Consider the following 19,224-nt stretch of genomic DNA (forward strand, 5'->3'; position numbering starts at 1 on the left):
GGGGCCTGGGGCGGCGGCGGGGCCTGGGGCGGCGGCGGGGCCTGGGGCGGCGGCGCCTGGGGCGGCGGTGGGACTCGGGGCGGCAGTGGAACTCGGGGTGGCGGCGGGACTTGGGGCTCGTGCGGGATGAGGGGCAGTGGTGGTGGCGGGGGTGGGAGCGAGCGCCGGGGCCGAGGTGGACGCCGGGGCCTCTTCCTTGGGCGGCGCAGTACTGGCCGACACGGTCAACGCCACCTCTTCATGAGCAACCCATCCGTCAACTCATCCGTCAAAAGCGGTCATAGCATCACAAGACATGTGCACTGTGTGCAAGCACCGCAAAGAGTCGTGTTGGTGACAAGTGTGGGCATAAGGTGCACCGCGGCTCCGCGCGGCTCAGAACTCGTAGTCGGCGATCACCCACGTGGCGAATTCGCGCCACAGCGCGACGCCGGCCTGGTGTGCGGGGTGCTCGAGGTAGCGCTTCAGCGCGTCCGTGTCCTCCACCGCCGAGTTGATGGCGAAGTCGTACGCGATGGGGCGGTCGGTGATGTTCCAGTCGCACTCCCAGAACTTCAGCTCCGGGATCTGCCCGCCCAGAGCCCGGAAGGCCGCGACCCCCGCGACGACCCGCGGGTCGTCGCGCTCGACGCCCTCGTTGAGCTTGAAGAGGACCAGGTGGCGGATCACGGGCACTCCCAGGAGATGCGGCGGCCGCCGATCAGTTCGGGGCCCCGTCGGCGATCCACGTCATGAAGTCGCCGACGGCTTGGGCGGCGTTCGAAATGCCCTCGAACCCTATCTGCACGTAGTCGGCGGCCTTGGCCGGGTCGGTGACGATCACATAGACCACGAAGACCACGAGCACATAGATGGCGATCTTCTTCGAATTCACCGCCACCGCGGCCTCCCCTGTGCCTGCTGTCCTGCTTGTGCTTTCTGGGACTCCTGCTGCCGGCGGTGAGTGTATCTCGGCCACTTGTGCCCCCATCGCTCCTGTGAACGACGGCCCGGTCGCCGAGGGGAACGCACGAAGGGCCCCGTCTGTCGACGGGGCCCTTCTGAAGCGGTAGCGGAGGGATTTGAACCCTCGGTGACTTGCGCCACACTCGCTTTCGAGGCGAGCTCCTTCGGCCGCTCGGACACGCTACCGGGAGAGATCCTAGCCCACGATGGGCCGTGGTCTGAAATCCGTATCCGGCCGACGGTCCAGCGGTCGAGCGGCCCATCCCACCGTCGTGGTTCAGCGGTCCGTGGTTCAGCGGTCGTGGAAGAAGTCGGTGAGCAACTGGGCGCACTCCTCGTCGAGTACGCCGCCGATCACTTCGGGGCGGTGGTTGAGGCGGCGGTCGCGTACGACGTCCCAGAGGGAGCCCGCCGCGCCGGCTTTCTCGTCGCGGGCGCCGTAGACGAGGCGGTCCACGCGCGACTGCACGATCGCGCCCGCGCACATCGTGCAGGGCTCCAGCGTGACGACGAGTGTGCACCCGGTGAGCCGCCACGATCCGAGCTCCGCGGCGGCCCGGCGCAGGGCGAGCACCTCGGCGTGCGCCGTGGGATCGCCGGTCGCCTCGCGTTCGTTGTGGCCCGTGGCGAGCACCGTCGTCCCGTCCGGGGACAGCATGACGGCGCCGACGGGGACGTCCCCGCCCCGGACGGCCAGTCCGGCCTCGTCCAGGGCGAGCCGCATCGCCGCCCGCCAGCGGTCGCGTATGGGATCCAGCTGTTCCTGAGTGCTCAGCGGACGGTCTCCAGGACCTCCGCCGCGCCCAGGACGTCGGCGATCTCGTTGAGCGCGTCGGTGCTGTCCAGGGCCAGCAGTTCCTTCTCGGTCACGCCGAGGTCGGCGAGGACCTCGCGGTCTCCGATGGGTCCGGACGGCACGGCGTCGCCCGCGGTGGCGCCGCCGTCCTCGTCGTCGGCGTCGTCGTCGTTCTCGGGTTCACCGTCCTCCGTGCCGTCGAGGTCGAGGGAGTCCAGGTCGGCGACGTCGTCGTCGGGCTCCCTTCCGAGCAGTTCGTCCGTGAGCAGGATCTCGCCATACGAACTGCGGGCAGCGGCAGCGGCGTCCGAGACGTAGATACGAGGGTCCTCCTCGCCGTCCACGCGGACGACGCCGAACCATGCGTCCTCCTGCTCGATGAGTACGAGAACCGTGTCCTCGTCGGCCGAGGCCTCGCGGGCCAGGTCGGCCAGATCCGACAGGGTCTCCACATCGTCGAGCTCTGTGTCGCTCGCTTCCCACCCGTCTTCGGTGCGCGCGAGCAGTGCGGCGAAGTACACCGTGACTCTCCCACTGGTCATAGGCGTGCCGGTTGGGGGTCCCCCCGGCGGAGGTTGCGGGCGGGGAGGGCTGCTCCGAGCCCCGCCCACTCGGAATCGTGGCAGAAACAGAGCGTTCAGGAGAGGTCTTCGGCTCGCTGTGTCCCGCTCGCGTCTTCGCAATCCGTACGAGCGGGGGTGTGTGTCACGTCGCCGTGGTACCTCACCTGGGCGCCCGGCGCCCGCCGTCAGCGGGATCGTACGCCGAGGACGGCTCCGCCGCGCACACGGCTGTCCGGCGCCGACCCGTACGCCCCTCCAGTGGCCGTTCGGCGCCGGGCCACCGCTACCAGCGGAACGTGCGCATACGCAGGGCGTGGCGTAACCGGGCCGCCTTGGCTCGGCGCGGCTGCACCCGGTCGCGCAGTTCGCGCGCCTCCGTGAGATCCCGCAGGAACTGGGCCCGCCGCCGACGACGTTCGACGTCATTCTCCGGCGGGGACGGCGGGGACGGCGGGGACGGCGGGGACGGCGGGGACGGGGAAGGCCGGGACCCTTCGACGACTCCCTGCGGTGACCGGCCCGACCGGCCTCCCGCGGCCGTTTCCATCGGAGGGCGTCCGGCGGCGGTCTCCGGCGGCGCGGCCCGGCCCGCGGTTCCCCGCCGGGGAGGCACGTCCGTTTTCAGGTCCCGTTTCAGTTCCCGTTCGCGGTTCCCCATAGGCCACCACCCCAGTCCGTCCCTCCCACCTTCCCTCTGCCGGGTGGTTTGATGCCAGAGTCGGGTTTGCCGGGTGTGGGGCGAAGCCCGGCCCCACAAGGGCGGTGTGGGCGGCCAGGGCCCCGGATACCCTGGTGCGCATGCGTCTCCACGTCGTCGACCACCCCCTGGTCGCTCATAAGCTCACCACGCTGCGCGACCAGCGCACCGACTCCCCGACCTTCCGGCGGCTCGCCGACGAACTGGTCACCCTGCTCGCCTACGAGGCGACCCGCGACGTGCGCACCGAGCAGGTCGACATCGTGACCCCGGTGTCCGGGACCACGGGCGTCAAGCTGTCCCACCCGCGCCCTCTCGTCGTACCGATCCTGCGGGCGGGCCTGGGCATGCTCGACGGCATGATGCGTCTGCTGCCGACCGCCGAGGTGGGCTTCCTGGGCATGATCCGCAACGAGGAGACGCTCGAGGCGTCCACGTACGCGACGCGCATGCCCGAGGATCTCTCCGGCCGCCAGGTGTACGTACTCGACCCGATGCTCGCCACGGGCGGCACCCTCGTCGCGGCGATCCAGGAGCTGATCAAGCGCGGCGCCGACGACGTCACGGCCGTGGTGCTGCTGGCGGCGCCCGAGGGTGTCGAGGTCATGGAGCGCGAGCTCGCGGGCACGCCGGTGACGGTCGTGACGGCGTCCGTCGACCAGCGGCTCAACGACAGCGGTTACATCGTGCCGGGCCTCGGAGACGCGGGGGACCGGATGTACGGGGCTGCCGAGTAGCGGCTCGCCAGGCCCCAGGCCGACAGGGCCTAGCAGCCCTTCTTCGTCGGTGAGGGTGCCGGCGCCGGCTTGGCCAGGGTGGTCAGGGCCTTGTCGGCGTCCTCTTTCTTCGCCAGCTTCTTGAAGCCGGTGCCGAGGACGAGGTCGACCTCGGCGGGCTTCGTACGGGCGTCGGTCTTCAGCTCGGCGCCCGCCAGCTGGGTGGCGAGTACGGGCAGCGCGGTCTCGGCGGCCGTCTTGGCGCCGAGCAGCAGTCCGGGGCCCTTGACCTTCTTGTCGTACTCCTTCGTCGCGTTGCCCACCTCGCCGATCTTGAAGCCGCGCTTCTTGAGCTCGTCCGCGGTGGCCTTGGCGAGGCCGCTGCGGGGCGTGGCGTTGAGGACGTTGACGGTGATCTGGCCGGGCCTGGTCAGGGCCTTGACCGGCTGCGTCGCGGAGGCGGACGGGGACGGGGAGGCCTTGCAGCCCGCTGCCGAGTCCGCGGCGCCGGCCTCGGCGCCGCCCGTGAACACGTCGATGAGCTGCAGCGTGCCCCAGCCGAGCAGACCGAGCACGGCGACGGAGGCCACGACCGCGAGGGCGAGCCTGCGGCGCCCACGGTTTCGGCGCATCCGTGGGTACTTGCCCCCCGTGATCTTGTACTTGCCGCCCATGCCAGGGGGAGTCAGCATGCTCATGAGCGCAGCGTAGTGCGCCAGGGCGATGATTCCTACTAGATGATCATTGCCCGGCGCTCAGTCCAACCCGAAAGGGTCAACGCGTGGGTGAGTGCCCGTCAGTCAGTCGAGTTCGAGGACGCGGGCGTGCAGCACCTGGCGCTGCTGGAGCGCGGCGCGGACGGCTCTGTGCAGGCCGTCCTCCAGATACAGGTCGCCCCGCCACTTCACCACGTGCGCGAAGAGGTCGCCGTAGAACGTGGAGTCCTCGGCGAGCAGCGTTTCGAGGTCGAGCTGCCCCTTGGTCGTCACGAGCTGATCGAGGCGGACCGGGCGCGGCGCGACGTCCGCCCACTGCCGGGTGCTTTCCCGGCCGTGGTCGGGGTACGGCCGGCCGTTTCCGATGCGCTTGAAGATCACACGGAAAGCCTACCGGTCATGACCTTCCGGGCGCAGCCATGGCGGCGTAGTGCGACCTCGGAAATTCGTTGTAAATCCGGCCACATGGTTCATTCTTCGAGCGCGCCTGGGCGCGATCGGGCGTGCTCGGGCGCACTCGGGGCGGGCGTTCGTGCCGGACAAACAGGGAGAAGAGGGTGAAATGACCGGCATGAGGGCCGGATCGGGGGTCGAAATGACGGGGGATTCGCCCCCGGGCGCGCCGCTGACGGGGCGCCCCCTGCGGTGGGCGTCAGAAGGATCGCGGGACGTATCGCGCGCGCTCGCGCATGCGTACGGCCGTGATGATCTCCGTGATCCCCAGGGCGAGGAGCCAGCAGCCGCCGACGACGGTCAGGACGGCGACCGACTCGAAGGGCGACACGACCAGGACGACGCCGGCGAAGAAGCTGATGACACCGAGGAGGATCTGCCAGGCGCGGGCGGGCATGGCGGGGTCGGACGCGGCGGCCAGGGTCTGGGTGACGCCGCGGAAGAGCCAGCCGATGCCGATCCACAACGCCAGCAGCAGGATCGACCGCATCGCCCCGCGGAAGCAGAACAGGCCCAGCAGAATCGACAACCCGCCACTGATGAAGGCCATGACGCGCAGGGAAGTCGTCGTGTGCGTACCGAAGGCGGCGACCAGCTGCAGTACGCCGTTGAAGAGCAGATAGAGCCCGAAGAGCACGCCCGCCGCGAGCAGCGTCGCCTCGGGCCAGACCAGTGCCACGATGCCCAGCGCGAGGGCCGCGATCCCGGCCCCCAGCACCGCCTGCCAGGCGCTCCGCGCGAGACGGTGCAGAGGTCCTTCCGGACCCATGGGCCCGTCGGGCCGGTGGGTGGCCCGCGTCGCGTGGACCCGTCGGTCGTCGAACTCCGACCCCCACGGGGACCCACTCGGTACCTCGGCCATGCCCCATGCTCCGACCGGGCGCGGCAGCCCTGCCACTCGGGTGGGCCACGCGACTGAAAGCGGCGTGACGGAGCGCGCTCGCCCTCTGTTTCCCGGCTATTTCCCGGAGGCCTTCGTGGACTTCGTGGCCCTGGCGGTCTTCGCCGCCTTCGCGGCCGCCTTCATCTCTTGTTTGTGCGCCCTGACCTTCGCCAGGGACTCGGGCCCGGTGATGTCCGCGACCGAGCGGAACGACTGCGGCTCGCCGTACGGGCCCGCCGCCTCGCGCCAGCCCTCCGGCCGCACGCCGAGCTGTTTCCCCAGGAGGGCGAGGAAGATCTGGGACTTCTGGGTGCCGAAGCCGGGGAGGGCGTTGAGGCGCTTGAGGAGTTCCTCACCGGTCCCCACGTCCTCCCAGAGCGCGGCCGCGTTTCCGTCGTAGTGCTCCACGAGGTACTGGCACAGCTGCTGGATCCGGTTGGCCATGGAGCCCGGGTAGCGGTGCACGGCCGGCTTGGTGGAGAGGAGCGCGGCGAAGGCCTCGGGGGCGTACGCCGCGATCTCGTGCGCGTCGAGATCGTCCGCGCTCATCCGCCGGGCGATCGTGTACGGGCCCGCGAACGCCCACTCCATCGGAACCTGCTGGTCCAGCAGCATTCCGACCAGTGCGGCGAGCGGACTGCGCCCGAGAAGTTCATCGGCTTCGGGCTGCTGAGCGAGGTGAAGGGTCACGTCCATATACCGATGATCGCCCCGGACGCCCGTGCACGCCCGCCCGGGTCCGGGCGCACGTCGCCGGGGTCAACGAGGGCCTGGCCGAGGAGGCGCGCCGCTCCCTCGGCCTCCCCACCCCGACCAGAGCGATCGTGGTGGGCATCGGACCGTCCAGACCCGACCGGAGGCTCGACGGCGTGAGGAAACCCGCCCCCACCTGCCTCCTTCGGGATGCGTCGGCGGGCCCTCGTGGGGCATGGTCGGTGGGTGGTCCATGACATCAGTCCCGAAGCCCTGGTCGCTCGCTATCAGTTGGAGCCGATTCCCCGGGAGGGCGGGCGCTTCCGTCAGACCTGGGAGGGCCCCGAACGCCCCGACGGCCGTCCCGAGGGAACGGCGATCGTCGCGCTCCTGACCTCGGAGCCCGGCGACTTCTCGGCGCTGCACCGGCTCCCGGCCGACGAGGTGTGGCACTTCTACCTGGGCGATCCACTGGAGGTGCTGCTGCTGGCCCCGGACGGTACGTCCCGAACGGTCGTGCTCGGCCCCGATGTGCTCGACGGGCGGCAGCACGTGCAGTACACCGTGCCCGCGGGCACCTGGATGGGGGCGCATGTCGTCCCGGGCGGGGCCTGGTCGTTCTTCGGCTGCACGATGGCGCCGGGCTTCACCTACGGCGGTTACGAGCACGGGGACGCCGCCGAGTTGACCGCCCGCTACCCGGCGGAGGCCGCGCGGATCGCCGCGCTGAGCCGGCCGTGACCGGGCGGGCCGAGACCGGGCCGACGGTGCGGGGCCGACCGCGACCGGGCCGGTCGAGACGGGGCCGGTCGTGAGCGGGTTGCTCGCGGGGCAGGTGGCGCTGGTGACCGGGGCCTCGGGCGGCCTCGGGCGGGGGATCGTGCTGCGGTTCGCGCAGGCGGGGGCGGCGGTGGCCGTTCACTACCGCACGGACGCGGACGGGGCGCGCGAAGTGGTCGGTCTCGTCGAGGACCTGGGCGGCAGCGCGGTCGCCCTGCACGCCGATCTGACCGTCGAGGCAGAGTGCCACCGCCTGGTGCGGGAAGCGGCCGACTGGGGCGGCGGCACTCTGACGGCGCTGGTGGACAACGCGGGCGTACAACCGACCCAGGAGCTGCCCGGGATGACCGTGGCCGACTGGCGGGCCGTGGTCGACGCGAACCTGTCGAGCGTCTTCGCGTGTACGCAGGCGGCCGCGGAGGTGATGCGGCCGAGCGACGGCGGCGACGGCAGCGGGGGCGGTAACGGCGGGAGCATCACCCACATCGCGTCCATCGAGGCCACGCACCCCGCGCCGCTGCACGCCCACTACTCCGCGTCCAAGGCGGCCGTCGTCATGCACGCACGGTCGGCGGCCCTGGAGTACGGTCCGTACGGGATCCGCGTCAACACCGTCTCGCCGGGGTTGATCGACCGCGCCGGCCTGGCTCAGGCGTGGCCGGACGGTGTACGGCGCTGGCAGCGGGCCGTACCCACCGGACGGCTCGGGCGCCCGGAGGACGTCGGCGACGCCTGCGTGTTCCTCGCCTCACCCATGGCCTCGTGGATCACGGGACACGACCTGGTCGTGGACGGCGGGGTGTCGGCGCGACCGACGTGGTGAGAGGGAGCGTCCCTACCTGCGCGGTGTTGAGCAAGGTGCCGTGTACATCCGTATCAACAGGGCAGAGCACGACGACGGAGAACGGAGACGCGACGTGGGCCGAATACCGCGGATGTCGGCGCCGCGCCGGGCAGTGGCCCTCGTCGTGCTGCTGGGCACTCTGTTCCTGCTCGGCGGCGCCGGAACCGCGTCCGCGCATTCCGCCCTGCGCGACACCGACCCCCGTGAGGATTCGGTCGTCAAGACCGCCCCGAAGCAGGTCACTTTGACCTTCACCGAGTCGGTCGGCCTCTCCGACGACTCGATCCGGATCCTGGATCCCGAGAACCGCGATGTGAGCGTGGGCGGAGCGGCCCACGCGGCCGGCCGCTCCGACACCGCGCGCGTACGGCTCGGCGACGACCTGCCCGACGGCACGTTCACCGTGGCCTGGCGCGTGGTCTCGGCGGACAGCCACCCCATCGCGGGCGCCTTCACCTTCTCCATCGGCAAGCCCTCCGAGACCGCCGCGGTGGCGGTCGGGCCCGCGGTGAACCCCGCCACGGGCGTGCTCTACGGCATCGCCCGGTACGCCGCGTACGCCGCCGCGGCCCTGCTCATCGGCGCGGCCGCCTTCCTGCTCGCCTGCCGGCCGCCCTCCGCCGAACCGCTGCGGAAACTCTTCCGCATCGGCTGCTGGACGCTGCTCGCGTCCACGGTGGCCCTGCTGTTCCTGCGTGGCCCGTACGCCCGCGGAACCGGCCCCACGACCGCCTTCGACCCCTCCCTCCTCCAGAACACGCTGAACAGCAGGCCCGGTTGGGCGCTGCTGGCGAGGCTGGTCGTGCTCGGGGCGGCGACGGTCTTCCTCGTACGACTGGGCAGGAGCGAGCATCGGCCGGAGGAGCGTCCGAAGCCCGCCGTCCTCGTGTCGGGCTCTCTCCTCGCCGTGGCCCTGGCGGGTACCTGGGCCGTCGCCGAGCACGCGTCCGCCGGGATCCAGGTCCCCGTGGCGATGACCTCCTCCGTGCTGCACCTGCTGGCGATGGCGGTCTGGCTGGGCGGCCTCGCCGCACTGCTCATCACCCTTCACCGCCCCGAGATCCCGCTCCTGGCACCGCCGGTGGCCCGCTTCTCCCGACTGGCGTTCACCTCGGTGGCGGTGCTGGTGGCCACGGGCGTCTACCAGTCCTGGCGTGGCCTCGGCTCGTGGGAAGCGCTGGTCGGTACGCAGTACGGCCGGCTCCTGGTCGCCAAGGTGGGCGTGGTGGTGCTGTTGCTGGGAGCGGCGGCGTACTCGCGGCAGTGGACGACCGGACGGCTCGGACTGGGTGCGGAAACGCAGCCGCGCGTGCGGGAGTTGGAGACGGTGGGGGCAGCGGCGTCGGCAGGGGCCAGTACGGGCGGCGCGGTCGATGCCGATGAGCCCGACGAGTCCCATGAACCAAACGAGTCTCATGAGCCCGACGGGCCCCATGAGTCCAGCGGCGCCCCTGAGACGCCGGCCCGCCGTCAGGAGCTGCGCCGCTCGGTGCTGACCGAAGTCGTCGTGGGCGTACTGGTGTTGGTGGTCACGACGGTCCTGACCGGCACCGAGCCGGGCCGGGCGGCCACCGAGACGCGGACGGCCGCCACGGCGGCCGCCGACCCGCCCGTGACGTCAACGACCGTGGTTCCCTTCGACGTCGGCACCCCCAACGGCCGCGGCAAGGTCCAGATCGTGCTGGAGCCGGGCCGCGTGGGCGAGAACAGGGTCGAGGCGCTGGTCATGGCAGCCGACGGAGGTGTCTCGACGGTCCCCGAAATCCGCCTCACCTTCACCCTGCCCTCCCGGAAGATCGGCCCTATCGACGCCGAACTCACCGACCAGGGCGGCTATTGGGGCACGGACTCCCTCAACCTCCCGCTCTCCGGCACCTGGACGATGAAGGTCACCGTCCGTACGACGGACATCGACCAGGTGACGGAGTCGAAAACGGTGAAGATCGCCCCCTGAGCGGGCACCTGAGCCGACAGCTGATCAGGCACCTGATCAGGCACCTGAGCAGGCACCAGAGCGGGGGCAGCTGGGCTCAGGCGCCCCCGGCCTTCCGTCGGGCCTCCAGCCCGTCGAGAACGGACGCCAGCCCGTCGTCGAAGCTGTCGTCCAGGGCGCCGCCCTTCGCCCCGCGCGCACGCTGGGCGGCGTACAGCCTCTGGAGTCGCGGATAGGCGTCGCGTGCGGCCTCCTCGGCCGCCGGCAGCAGCCGCTCCATCCACTCCTGTTCGCTCTGTCCGCTGCGGTTGACCGTGGTGAGCCAGGCGGCCTCGGTGATCGCGACGCCCATCGTGTACGCGCCGACGGTGGTCACCGCCTGATCGGCCTGTTCCAGGCTGAAGCCCGCGTCCTCGAACACACCGAGCATGGCGTCGGAGAACCGCATCATGTTCGGCCCCAGATAGGCCAGTCCGGCCTCGCCGAGCACGGAGGCCACCCATGGATGCCGCAGGAAAGCGGCCCGCAGACTCCGGGCACACCGCCGGACGGCCGCCCGCCACTCCACGGACTCGCCCTCGCCCGGGATCTCGATCTCCCCGAAGACCTCGTCCACGACGAGCTCGATCAGCTCGTCCTTGTTGGCCACGTGCGAGTACATGGACGTCGCCCCCGCATTCAGCCGAGCCCCCAACTTCCGCATACTCAGGGCCTCTAGCCCCTCCGCGTCCAGCAACTCCAGGGCCGCCTTCACGATCTGACCCCGGCTCAGCACGGGCTGCTCCCGCCGCTCTTTGCGGGGCCGGGTCCAGACGGAGGGGAAGGCCTGCTTGTCGGGTGTCATGCGGTGTCCTCTTCGATTGCGGCGTCTGACTCTCGGCGATGGATCCGCGCCTGTTCCCCGACCACTGTTCCCCGACCACTATTCCCAGGCCACTCTTCGCGACCACTATTCCCAGACCACGACGTTCCGCCGCACCGGCACCGTCTGGGAGTTCGTGGCGAAGAGTTCCGGTGAGCGTGCCCGGATGCGCTCGACGTCGTCGAACACCGCGCGCAGATGGGTGCGCATGGCCGTGCGGGCCAGTGCGGCGTTCCCGCCGAGCACCGCGTCGAAGATCTCTGAGTGCTGGGCTGCGAAGCGGGCCGGCGAGGCGTTCTCGTAGAGGCCGAGGCGACGGGCCCGGTCGAGGTGGCCCTTCGCCGCGACCACGGTCGCCCAGGCGTTCCCGTGTCCGCTCAGGCGCAGAAGCCCCTGGTGGAAGGCCTCGTCGAGCGCGAAGAACTCCTCCAGACCCAGGTCGGGACGGCGCTGCTCCTCCAGATTGGCGCGCAGTTCCTGGACCAGCTCGGGGGCGAGGCCGGCGGGAAGGTCCTCCAGGGCGGCCAGCTCCACGGCCTCGCGGATGAACTGCGCGTCGGCGACCTTGGCCGGGTCGACGCGTGAGACGAAGGAGCCGACCTGCGGAAAGACCTGGACCAGGCCCTCCTGGGACAGCAGGATCAGGCTCTCCCTGACCGGTGTGCGGCTCACGCCGAGGGATGCCGCGAGCTCGTTCTCGGACAGGGCGGCGCCCGGGGGTAGTTCCAGCGTGAGGACCTTCTGGCGCAGCGTCTCGTAGACGGTGGTGCGACTGGTCCGCTCCCGGCTCGGCTGCCGGTTCGATCGAGCCATGCACTCATCGTATCGGGGGCCCGTACAGGCCGTTGCCCACTGCTGACACAGGTATTGCAACTCTGGCCGACCGCTGCTTGTATACCAGTACTGATAGACCAGTCGGCGGAACCAGTGGCGGCGAGCGGGCGGCGGCCGAGGAGTGGGATCTGTGAGCACGATCGAGCGAGCCGAAGTGTTCGTCGCCTCCCCGGGGCGCACCTTCGTCACCCTGCGCATCACGACCTCGGACGGGGTGACCGGACTCGGCGACGCCACGCTCAACGGCCGTGAACTCGCCGTCGCCTCCTACCTCCAGGACCACCTCGTGCCCCTGCTGATCGGCAAGGACCCGGCGCGCATCGAGGACATGTGGCAGTACCTCTACAAGGGCGCGTACTGGCGGCGCGGTCCGGTCACCATGACCGCGATCTCCGCCGTCGACACGGCCCTGTGGGACATCAAGGGCAAGGTCGCGGGCCTGCCCGTCTACCAGCTGCTCGGCGGCCGCTCGCGGGACGGCGTGATGGTCTACTCGCACGCCAGCGGCACCGACGTCCCGTCCCTGCTCGACGACGTCCAGCGCTACCTCGACCTGGGCTACAAGGCCGTGCGCGCCCAGGCCGCCGTCCCGGACGTGGGCGGTACCTACGGCGTGCGCAAGGGCACGGTCTACGAGCCGGCCGCGAGCACGCTGCCCGACGAGCAGCCCTGGGACACCGAGGCGTATCTCAGGTTCGCGCCGACCTACCTCGACGCGGTCCGCGAGCGCTTCGGCTTCGGCTTCCACCTCCTGCACGACGTGCACCACCGGCTCACCCCGATCGAGGCCGCCCGCTTCGGCAAGCGGGTCGAGGACGCCCAGCTGTTCTGGATGGAGGACCCGACGCCCGCCGAGAACCAGGAGGCGTTCCGGCTGATCCGGCAGCACACGACGACACCCCTCGCCGTCGGAGAGGTGCTGACCTCGATCTGGGACGTGCAGCACCTGATCACCGAGCAGCTCATCGACTACGTACGCACCACCGTCGTGCACGCCGGCGGGATCACGCATCTGCGCCGGATCTTCGACCTGGCCGCCCTCTACCAGGTCCGCACCGGCTCGCACGGCGCGACGGACCTCTCGCCGGTCAGCCTCGCCGCCGCCGTGCACGTCGACATCACGGTCCCCAACTTCGGCATCCAGGAGTACATGGGGCACGTCGACGAGACCGGGGAGGTCTTCCGCAGCGGGGTGACCTTCGCCGACGGCATGCTGCACCCCTCCGAGGAGCCGGGCCTCGGGGTCGAGTACGACGAGAAGGCGGCCGAGCGCTTCCCCTACGAGCCCCGCTATCTGCCCGTGGCGCGGCGGCTCGACGGCTCGGTGCACGACTGGTGAGCGCCGTGAACCCTTCGCTGTCCTCCTCGCTGAGCCTCGCGGCGCTCGGCGGACTCGCGGTAGAGCGGCGCCCGGCCGTCGACCCCCGTGAACTGCGGCCCCGCGTCGTCCACTTCGGCCTCGGCGCCTTCCACCGCGCGCACCAGGCCGTCTACACGGAGCACGCCGCCGCCCGCTCCGGCGAGCCGTGGGGTATCGCCGCCGTCGCCCCGCGCTCCGTCGATGCGGTCGCCGCCCTGCGCGCCCAGGACTGCCTCTACTCGCTGACCGAGCGGCGCCCCGCGGGGACGGTCACCCGCGCGGTCGGGTCGGTCGTCGAGGCGCTGGGGCTGGGCCCGGACGGCGCGCGCGTCGACGCACTCCTCGCCTCTCCCGACGTCACGGTGCTGACCCTGACGATCACGGAGAAGGGCTACCACCGCCGCCCCGACACGGGTCGGCTGGACCTCGCGGCACCGGGGATCGCCGCGGACCTGGCCGCCTGCCGGAGTTCCTCCAGCGGGAGCGGCGGCGCCGGAAGCGCCGTCGAGGGAGGCGCCGTCACGGTAGTCGGGCGGATCGCCGCCGGGCTCGCCGCGCGGATGCGCTCCGGCGGCGCCCCGCTCACCGTCGTGTCCTGCGACAACATGGCGGACAACGGTGCCGCGCTCGAAACCGTCGTCCGCGGCTTCGTGGCGGCCTCGTCCTGGCCCGACCGCCAAGCGGTGCTCGACTGGATGACCAACTCCGTCGCCTTCCCCGCGACGGTCGTCGACCGCATCGTGCCCGCGACCACCGACGCCGACCGGGCGGCGGCCCACGGCGCGCTCGGCGTACGCGACCGGATGCCGGTCGTCGGGGAGCCGTACCGGCAGTGGGTCCTGGAGGACTCCTTCGCCGGACCGCGCCCCGAGTGGGAGCTCGACGGCGCCCTGTTCGTCCCCGACGTCGTGCCGTACCAGCTCACCAAGCTGCGGATGCTCAACGGCTCCCACTCGGCCCTGGCCTACCTCGGCGCCGCGGCCGGCTGTACGACCATCGCCGACACCATGGCGGCCGGCTGGGGCGAGCGGCTGGTCGAAGCGCTGTGCGCCGAGGTCGCGCCGACCCTGCCTCCGGGCGGCCCGGACCCGGCGGCGTACGCGGGCGACCTGGTCGAGCGGTTCGCCAACCCCGGGATGCGGCACCTGCTCCGGCAGATCGGCTGCGACGGTTCCCTGAAGCTGCCGGAACGGTGGCTCGACGCACTCCGCTCGCTGCGCGCGGCCGACGCACCGGCTCCGGTGCTCGAACTGGCCCTCGCGGCCTGGGCGAACGCGACCCGCCCCGCCGCGGACGGCGGCCAGCTGTTCGGCACGACCGACCCCGCAGCAGCCGAACTCGCCTCCTGCTGGGGCCGGTTACCGGAAGACCCCAGGGACGAAGGCTTCAGGGACGAAGACGTGAAGGACACGGACTCCAAGGCCACGGTGCGACGCCTGCTCCGTGTCCTCGGCGCGGCCGACCTGGCGGAGGACGGCACGCTCGTCACCGCCGTCGCCGCGCGGCTGCCCGCCCTGCGGGCCGGCCGCATCGAGATCTGACGTTCCCACCTCCCCCCCCCCCCGGCTCACCTCCCTACAGCCCACCCCGCACATCCCCCTCCCCACATCCCCCTCCCCAAGTACCGCCCCGAACAACGGAGTTCACCATGTCGGACAGCAGGACGGCGGAGCCCGAGACCGCCGTGAGGAGGACGACACGCGACCTCACCAGGGCAGCCGTCTCCGGCTGGCTCGGTACGGCGATGGAGTTCATGGACTTCCAGCTGTACTCCCTGGCCGCGGCCATCGTCTTCAACAAGATCTTCTTCCCCGACGTCAGCCCGGCGATCGGGCTGATCGCCGCGATGGCGACGTACGGCGTCGGATACGTCGCCCGGCTCGCCGGAGCCGTCTACTTCGGGCGGATGGGTGACCGCATCGGCCGCAAGAAGGTGCTGTTCCTGACGATCCTGCTGATGGGCGCGTCGACCACGCTGATCGGCGTCCTGCCGACGTACGCGACGATCGGCATCCTCGCTCCGGTGCTGCTGGTCGTGCTCCGTCTCATCCAGGGCTTCGGCGCCGGCGCGGAGATCGCCGGGGCCACCGTCATGCTCGCCGAGTACGCCCCCGTCCCGCGCCGCGGCCTGATCTCCTCGCTGGTGTCGCTCGGCACCAACTCCGGCACGCTGGCCGCGTCCGGCCTGTGGGCGATCCTGCTCGCCACCCTCAGCGACGAGCAGCTGCTCGCCTGGGGATGGCGTCTGCCGTTCCTGCTGAGCTTCCTGCTCATGCTCTTCGCCGTCTGGCTGCGCCGGAACCTCAAGGAGAGCCCCGTCTTCGAGGAGCGGGCCGACGTCGTGGACGGGGTCGCGATGACCCGTACCGAGATCGAGCAGGTCATCGAGGGGACCCCGGACCAGAAGTCCCACGAGAAGCTCGACGTGAAGCGCGACACGACACCCGAAACGAAGCCCGGCGGAAAGCCCGACGAGAAGCGCGAGAGCGTCCTGGAGGCGGGCATCCGGCAGCGCAAGGGCAAGGCGTTCTTCCTCGCCCTCGGGCTGCGGTTCGGCCAGGCCGGCAACTCGGGCCTGATCCAGACCTTCCTCGTCGGTTACATCGCCTCCACGCTGGACGCCGAGAAGTCCGTCCCGACCAGCGCCATCGTGTACGGCTCCCTGCTGGGTTTCGCCACCGTGCCCCTCATCGGCCTGCTCGGCGACCGTTTCGGCCGCCGTCCGATGTACATCGGCCTCTCCCTGCTGACCATCGCCTTCGCCTTCCCGATGATGCTGCTCATCACGTCCGACAGCACGTTCGCGCTGACGCTCGGCATGGTCCTCGGCCTCAACATCGGTGTCCTGGGCCTGTTCTCGCTGGAGAGCGTCGCGATGGCCGAGCTGTTCGGCTCCCGGACCCGCTTCACCCAGCTGGCCCTGGCCAAAGAGATAGGCGGCATCCTCGCCACCGCGATCGGCCCGGTCCTCGCGGCGACGCTCACCGCCGTCACCGGCAGCTGGTGGCCGATCGCGGCGATGCTCGTCGTCTACTCGCTGATCACCCTGGTCTCCGCGCTCCTCGCCCCCGAGACCCGTGGACGGGACCTGGTCCGGCTGGAGGACGCGGTATGACACCGGAGGCGGGCCGCGCCATGCGGGCGGTCGTCGTCCACGGCCCCCAGGACGTCCGGATCGACGTACGCCCCTGTCCCGTACCGGGGGAGGGTGAGGTCCTCCTCGCCATGGAGTGGGGCGGGATCTGCGGCTCCGACGTCGCGTACTGGAAGCACGGGGCGTCCGGGACGGCCGCGCTCAGGCACCCCCTGGTCCTCGGACACGAGGTCGCCGGTCGCGTCGCCGCCGTGGGTGCGGGAACCGGCGGCCGCCTGGAGACCGGTCAGCCGGCCACGGTCCATCCCGCCGAACTCGTCGGCGACGGCCGTCTTCCCGACCGCATCGCCGGCCGTACGAACCTCTACCCCGAGGTCCGCTACTTCGGCTCGGCCGCCTTCGACCCGCACACCGACGGGGGGTTCAGCGAGTACCGGGTGGTCCGCGCGGACCGGATACGCCCGCTCCCGGAGGGCGTGAGCACCGAACACGGCGCCCTCGCCGAGCCGTTGGCGGTGGCGATGCACGCGGTCCACCGGGCCGGGGACATCCGCGGCAGGACCGTGTTGGTCAACGGCGCGGGTCCGATCGGTTCGCTGGTCGTGGCGGCGGCGAAGTACGGCGGGGCGGCGGCGGTGATCGCGGCGGACCTGTCGCCGCCGTCGCTCGCGGTCGCACGGGCGATGGGCGCGGACGAGACGGTCGACATCGCCGCGGGCGAGGTCCTCCCCACGGATGTGGAAGTGACCTTCGAGGCGTCGGGTGCCCCTGCCGCCCTCGGCCCCGTCCTGCGGTCCACCGCGCGCGGCGGCACGATCGTCCAGGTCGGCAACCTGCCCGGCGCGGCCGTCTCCGCCGCCCTCGGCGACCTGGTGACCCGGGAGATCACCTGGATCGGCTCCTACCGCTTCGTCGAGGAGATCGACGACGCGCTGCGCGCGATGCGCGAGGGCCTCGACGTGTCCCCCCTCATCACCCATCGCTTCCCCCTCGCGGCGGCGCACGAGGCCCTGTCCGTCGCGGCGGACCCGGCGAGCGGGAGCAGCAAGGTGCTGTTGCGGCTCGGCGGCGGGGACAACAAGGGGTATTCGCAGGTGAGTTGAAGCCTGAAGTCGAACTCGGCCAACTCCTCGGAGGTGTCGTCCTCACCGCGCTCACCGCGGTGGCGGGCGGCACCGGCACGGCGAACGCCGCCGCCTCCGCCCCGGCCGGCACCTGGCCGACCGAGTTCCCGCTGCCCAACGGTTTCCTCCCCGAGGGGATCACCATCGGCCGGAAGCCGTACGCCTACATGGGCTCGCGCGCCAACGGCGCCGTCTACCGCACCGATCTGCGGACCGGCGAGGGCGGAGTCATCCACGAGGGCGCCACCGGCACGGCGTCCATCGGGCTGAAGGCGGACCATGACGGCCTGCTCTACATCGCCGGAGGCGGCGGAGGAACCGCGCGGGTCGTCGACTCCCGCACCGGCCGGCTCGTGACGACGTACCAACTGACCGGGACGACCGGGCACTTCATCAACGACGTCATCCTGCTCGGCGGCCGCGCCTGGTTCACCGACTCGCGCGACAGCGTGCTCTACGGCGTACCGCGCGGGCACGCGGCGAGGTCCGTGCTCTGCCTCTCGGCGGCGACTGGGTGCAGACGTCCGACGTGAACAACGCGAACGGCGTCGTCTCCACCCCCGACGGCCGAGGACTGATCGTCGTCAGCAGCACGCCCGGCAAGCTCTACCGCGTCGACCTCGGGACGGGGCACGCCACCGAGATCGCGCTGAACGGAGCGGACAATGTCGCGTTCGGCGACGGGCTCCTCCGTATCGGCCGGGCTCTGTACGTCGTGCAGAACCGGCAGAATCTCATCAGCGTGTTCGACCTCGACGCCGAGGTCCGCTCCGCCAGCCTGCGCCGCACGATCACCGCCCCCCGCTTCGACGTCCCCACCACCGTCGCACGCCGGGGCGACCGCCTCTACCTCGTCAACGCCCGCTTCACCAGCCCTCAGACGCCCGACACGACGTTCAACGGGGTAGCCGTCTCCCTCTAGTCATGTGACGCAACGTCACATCGCTTTGCCCCTTCGTGTTTTGGATCGGCGCTTCTCCCGCGCTTCATCAGCGCTGTACGGGCGCTAACCGACGTCTCGCCACAGTGGCACCACCCGCTCTCCCCCGGGAGAGCGGGCCGACGAGTCGTCGCAGGAAGGGACAGATTCATGCGTAGTGCTGTGCCACCGCAGCGCAGGGCCATACTGACCGGCGGGCTGGCGGCCACCGCGGCCCTGCTCACCGGCTGTTCGTCGAAGTCGGACGGCGCCGGGACGGAGAAGACGGCGCCCGCCGGGGCGGCGAAGACGCCCTCACCCTCCGCGGGCCAGCGACCGGACTCGCCCTGGGCGGCCTTCGCGCGGCTCATGGACGGCAACAAGCGCTGGGTGGACGGGAATCTTCAGCACCCCGACCGGGACCCCCGCCGACGCGAGTTCGTCGCCGAGGAACAGAATCCCTTCGGCGTGATCCTCTCGTGCATCGACTCCCGGGTGCCGCCCGAGCTGCTCTTCGACACCGGGCTCGGCGACCTGTTCGTGATGCGCACCGGTGGCCAGGTGGTCGGACCGGTGGTCACCGGTTCCGTCGAGTACGGGCCGATGACGTCGGGGACCCCGCTGATCGTCGTGCTCGGGCATCAGCGCTGCGGCGCCGTCAAGGCGGCGTACGAAGCGATGCGTGACGGCAAGGAGTTGCCCGGCAACCTGCAGGCGATCGCCGACGCCCTGCGGCCGGCGTACGAGGAGACGGTCAAGGAGAAGGCCAAGGACCCGGTCGACGCGATGATCCGCATCCACGTCAAGCAGACCTCCGCCGATCTGCGGGCCAACAAAGACCTCGGCCCGCTGGTGAAGAAGGGCGACCTGGCCGTGGTCAGCGCCTACTACTCGCTCGACACGGGCCAGGTGGAGGTCCTCACCGGGGCGCCCTCCGCCTGACGGAGGGGCACGGGGACAGACAAAGCCCCTGGCCTACGGGGGCCTGCCCGCGCTGTCACTTCACAGGACT

19 protein-coding genes, 1 tRNA gene and 1 pseudogene are annotated in these 19,224 nt (G+C 71.2%); 10 read left to right on the forward strand and 11 right to left on the reverse strand.

Translation table 11 applies throughout. From position 1 onward, the window contains the following. Window positions 1-375 precede the first annotated feature (375 nt). The 5 genes from FE633_RS41315 to FE633_RS41335 all read right to left on the reverse strand — a co-directional run bounded on the left by FE633_RS41315 (window position 376) and on the right by FE633_RS41335 (window position 2,262). The gene (locus FE633_RS41315) at window positions 376-669 is read right to left on the reverse strand and encodes a Dabb family protein (protein WP_138050311.1); all 294 of its coding nucleotides are present in this window, start codon (window positions 667-669) and stop codon (window positions 376-378) included. Window positions 670-700: 31 nt separating this feature from the next. Next, the gene (locus FE633_RS41320; protein WP_138050312.1) at window positions 701-880 is read right to left on the reverse strand and encodes a hypothetical protein; all 180 of its coding nucleotides are present in this window, start codon (window positions 878-880) and stop codon (window positions 701-703) included. Window positions 881-1,046: 166 nt separating this feature from the next. Further along, window positions 1,047-1,131, reverse strand: a tRNA-Ser gene (locus FE633_RS41325). A 106-nt stretch (window positions 1,132-1,237) separates the two neighbouring features. Beyond that, a complete protein-coding gene (gene tadA, locus FE633_RS41330) occupies window positions 1,238-1,669 on the reverse strand; it encodes a tRNA adenosine(34) deaminase TadA (RefSeq protein ID WP_138050313.1) in 432 nt (143 codons plus the stop codon). Between the two features lie 47 nt (window positions 1,670-1,716). Next, a complete protein-coding gene (locus FE633_RS41335; RefSeq protein WP_138050336.1) occupies window positions 1,717-2,262 on the reverse strand; it encodes a tRNA adenosine deaminase-associated protein in 546 nt (181 codons plus the stop codon). Between the two features lie 840 nt (window positions 2,263-3,102). Between FE633_RS41335 and upp the strand changes: the two genes are divergently transcribed. Then, complete coding sequence (upp, locus tag FE633_RS41345) at window positions 3,103-3,738, forward strand: uracil phosphoribosyltransferase (RefSeq protein WP_138050315.1); 636 nt, start codon at window positions 3,103-3,105, stop codon at window positions 3,736-3,738. Window positions 3,739-3,767: 29 nt separating this feature from the next. Here upp and FE633_RS41350 read toward each other — a convergent pair whose 3' ends face one another. From FE633_RS41350 to FE633_RS41365, 4 genes are all read right to left on the reverse strand, one after another. Next, entirely contained in the window at window positions 3,768-4,415 is a 648-nt protein-coding gene (locus FE633_RS41350) for a LytR C-terminal domain-containing protein (RefSeq protein WP_246114064.1), read from the reverse strand. Between the two features lie 102 nt (window positions 4,416-4,517). Continuing rightward, window positions 4,518-4,814, reverse strand: a complete 297-nt coding sequence (locus FE633_RS41355) for a type II toxin-antitoxin system VapB family antitoxin (RefSeq protein WP_003949502.1) — start codon at window positions 4,812-4,814, stop codon at window positions 4,518-4,520. A gap of 271 nt (window positions 4,815-5,085) precedes the next feature. Then, the gene (locus FE633_RS41360) at window positions 5,086-5,748 is read right to left on the reverse strand and encodes an HdeD family acid-resistance protein (protein WP_138050316.1); all 663 of its coding nucleotides are present in this window, start codon (window positions 5,746-5,748) and stop codon (window positions 5,086-5,088) included. Between the two features lie 96 nt (window positions 5,749-5,844). Then, window positions 5,845-6,465 carry an HhH-GPD-type base excision DNA repair protein gene (locus FE633_RS41365; RefSeq protein WP_138050317.1) on the reverse strand — a complete coding sequence of 207 codons (621 nt, stop codon included), beginning with the start codon at window positions 6,463-6,465 and terminating at the stop codon, window positions 5,845-5,847. 207 nt (window positions 6,466-6,672) lie between these two features. Between FE633_RS41365 and FE633_RS41370 the strand changes: the two genes are divergently transcribed. From FE633_RS41370 to FE633_RS41380, 3 genes are all read left to right on the forward strand, one after another. Next, on the forward strand, window positions 6,673-7,203 hold the full coding sequence (locus FE633_RS41370; protein ID WP_138050318.1) for a cupin domain-containing protein: 531 nt from the start codon (window positions 6,673-6,675) through the stop codon (window positions 7,201-7,203). 70 nt (window positions 7,204-7,273) lie between these two features. Continuing rightward, the gene (locus FE633_RS41375; protein ID WP_138050319.1) at window positions 7,274-8,065 is read left to right on the forward strand and encodes an SDR family NAD(P)-dependent oxidoreductase; all 792 of its coding nucleotides are present in this window, start codon (window positions 7,274-7,276) and stop codon (window positions 8,063-8,065) included. A 112-nt stretch (window positions 8,066-8,177) separates the two neighbouring features. Then, window positions 8,178-10,040, forward strand: a complete 1,863-nt coding sequence (locus tag FE633_RS41380; RefSeq protein ID WP_246114070.1) for a copper resistance CopC/CopD family protein — start codon at window positions 8,178-8,180, stop codon at window positions 10,038-10,040. A 76-nt stretch (window positions 10,041-10,116) separates the two neighbouring features. On the opposite strand, the gene FE633_RS41385 is transcribed toward FE633_RS41380, so the two are convergent. Then, window positions 10,117-10,863, reverse strand: coding sequence for a TetR/AcrR family transcriptional regulator (locus FE633_RS41385; protein WP_138050320.1), 747 nt, complete (start codon window positions 10,861-10,863; stop codon window positions 10,117-10,119). 105 nt (window positions 10,864-10,968) lie between these two features. After that, the gene (locus FE633_RS41390) at window positions 10,969-11,694 is read right to left on the reverse strand and encodes a GntR family transcriptional regulator (RefSeq protein ID WP_138050321.1); all 726 of its coding nucleotides are present in this window, start codon (window positions 11,692-11,694) and stop codon (window positions 10,969-10,971) included. Window positions 11,695-11,845: 151 nt separating this feature from the next. Here FE633_RS41390 and manD point away from each other — a divergent pair, with 151 nt between their 5' ends. The 6 genes and pseudogenes from manD to FE633_RS41420 all read left to right on the forward strand — a co-directional run bounded on the left by manD (window position 11,846) and on the right by FE633_RS41420 (window position 19,154). Beyond that, on the forward strand, window positions 11,846-13,054 hold the full coding sequence (gene manD, locus FE633_RS41395; protein ID WP_138050322.1) for a D-mannonate dehydratase ManD: 1,209 nt from the start codon (window positions 11,846-11,848) through the stop codon (window positions 13,052-13,054). Window positions 13,055-13,059: 5 nt separating this feature from the next. Further along, a complete protein-coding gene (locus FE633_RS41400; RefSeq protein ID WP_212747340.1) occupies window positions 13,060-14,616 on the forward strand; it encodes a mannitol dehydrogenase family protein in 1,557 nt (518 codons plus the stop codon). A gap of 107 nt (window positions 14,617-14,723) precedes the next feature. Beyond that, entirely contained in the window at window positions 14,724-16,190 is a 1,467-nt protein-coding gene (locus FE633_RS41405; protein ID WP_138050323.1) for an MFS transporter, read from the forward strand. Next, window positions 16,187-17,272: an L-idonate 5-dehydrogenase gene (locus FE633_RS41410; protein ID WP_246114065.1), complete on the forward strand. Its 1,086-nt coding sequence runs from the start codon at window positions 16,187-16,189 to the stop codon at window positions 17,270-17,272. The genes FE633_RS41405 and FE633_RS41410 overlap by 4 nt, the downstream gene beginning before the upstream one ends. Next, window positions 17,269-18,215, forward strand: a pseudogene (locus FE633_RS41415) (SMP-30/gluconolactonase/LRE family protein). Before FE633_RS41410 ends, FE633_RS41415 begins: the two are co-directional and overlap by 4 nt. A 168-nt stretch (window positions 18,216-18,383) precedes the next feature. Beyond that, window positions 18,384-19,154, forward strand: coding sequence for a carbonic anhydrase (locus FE633_RS41420; protein ID WP_171060338.1), 771 nt, complete (start codon window positions 18,384-18,386; stop codon window positions 19,152-19,154). Window positions 19,155-19,224: the final 70 nt, after the last annotated feature.

It is taken from the genome of Streptomyces montanus (genome assembly GCF_005786655.1).
GTDB classification, from domain to species: domain Bacteria; phylum Actinomycetota; class Actinomycetes; order Streptomycetales; family Streptomycetaceae; genus Streptomyces; species Streptomyces sporangiiformans.